This is a genomic window from Acinetobacter sp. TYF_19 (assembly GCF_043105125.1).
Lineage (GTDB): Bacteria > Pseudomonadota > Gammaproteobacteria > Pseudomonadales > Moraxellaceae > Acinetobacter > Acinetobacter johnsonii.
On record NZ_JBICLH010000031.1, the window covers coordinates 1 to 1073 of the forward strand.

At 46.2% G+C, this 1073-nt stretch carries 1 protein-coding gene; it reads left to right on the forward strand.

Annotated features, from left to right (window positions below):
* A partial coding sequence (locus ACF8FD_RS03300; protein WP_392453156.1) for an Ig-like domain-containing protein occupies positions 1-1073 on the forward strand: 1073 nt, incomplete at both ends.

Here is a 1073-nt window from a genome sequence, read left to right on the forward strand (position 1 = left end):
CAGAACGGTAGCAGTGTTGGTGGTCAGATTACAGTGTATGAAAGTGGTCTAAGTACAGGTAGCGACGCAAGTGCAGCGAGCGAATCTGCCAGTGGAACGATTCAGATCAATGCAGGAGATGGCTTAAGCAGTATTAACATAGGCGGACAGACCTTTAGCCTTTCACAATTACAATCACTGAGTAGCAGCAACCCATCGGCAGCGATCAACGTCGCTGGTGGAACCATCGTTCTAAATGGTTTTACGGCAAATAGCAGTGTAGGTGGTATCCCAACTTCAGGTAGTTTGAGTTATACCTATACTTTGAACAACGCCCAGACACATAGCGCTGTTGGAAATGATGGTTTACTTCTGAGTGGCATTCCACTGAGTGTCACAGATGCAGGAGGGGTAACCACAACAGGTAGTCTGGTTGTACAAGTGATTGATGATGTTCCGACTGCTGTGGCAGATACTGGTAGCCTTAGTGAAGGTGGTGTGCTGAGCGTACTTGCTGCTGACGGTGTATTAAAAAATGATACTGCTGGCGCAGATGGTTGGGTGAATACTGGTGCAGTGGTTGGTGTGGTATCGGGTGATACTGCAACGAACAGCGCTGGTGGCGTTGGAGGCAGGATAGATGGCCAATATGGCTATATCACTTTAAATGCCGATGGCAGTTATACCTATGTATCAACCGCTGATGCAGTAACAGCTGATGCACAGGATGTATTTACTTATACGGTACGTGATGCGGATGGTGATTTAACTCATTCAACGCTTACGATTAATGTGGCAAATGTCAATCTAACACCAGCCCCAATTAGCAAGACTGTCAATGAAAGTGGTCTTGCGGGTGGTTCAACTGCGGGTACTGGTCATACCGTAACAGATACAGTGAACCTACCATCCGAGGTCAAAGCAGTACCCGTTACTAATGGTTCGACTCAATATGGGACGTTCAGCATTGATGAAGATGGTCGCTACACATACACACTGACTAAACCATCAAATGGCGATAATGTTGAGGATACGTTTAGCTATACAACTAAGGATGCTCAGGGCAATAGTACAACGAATACCGTAACGATTAC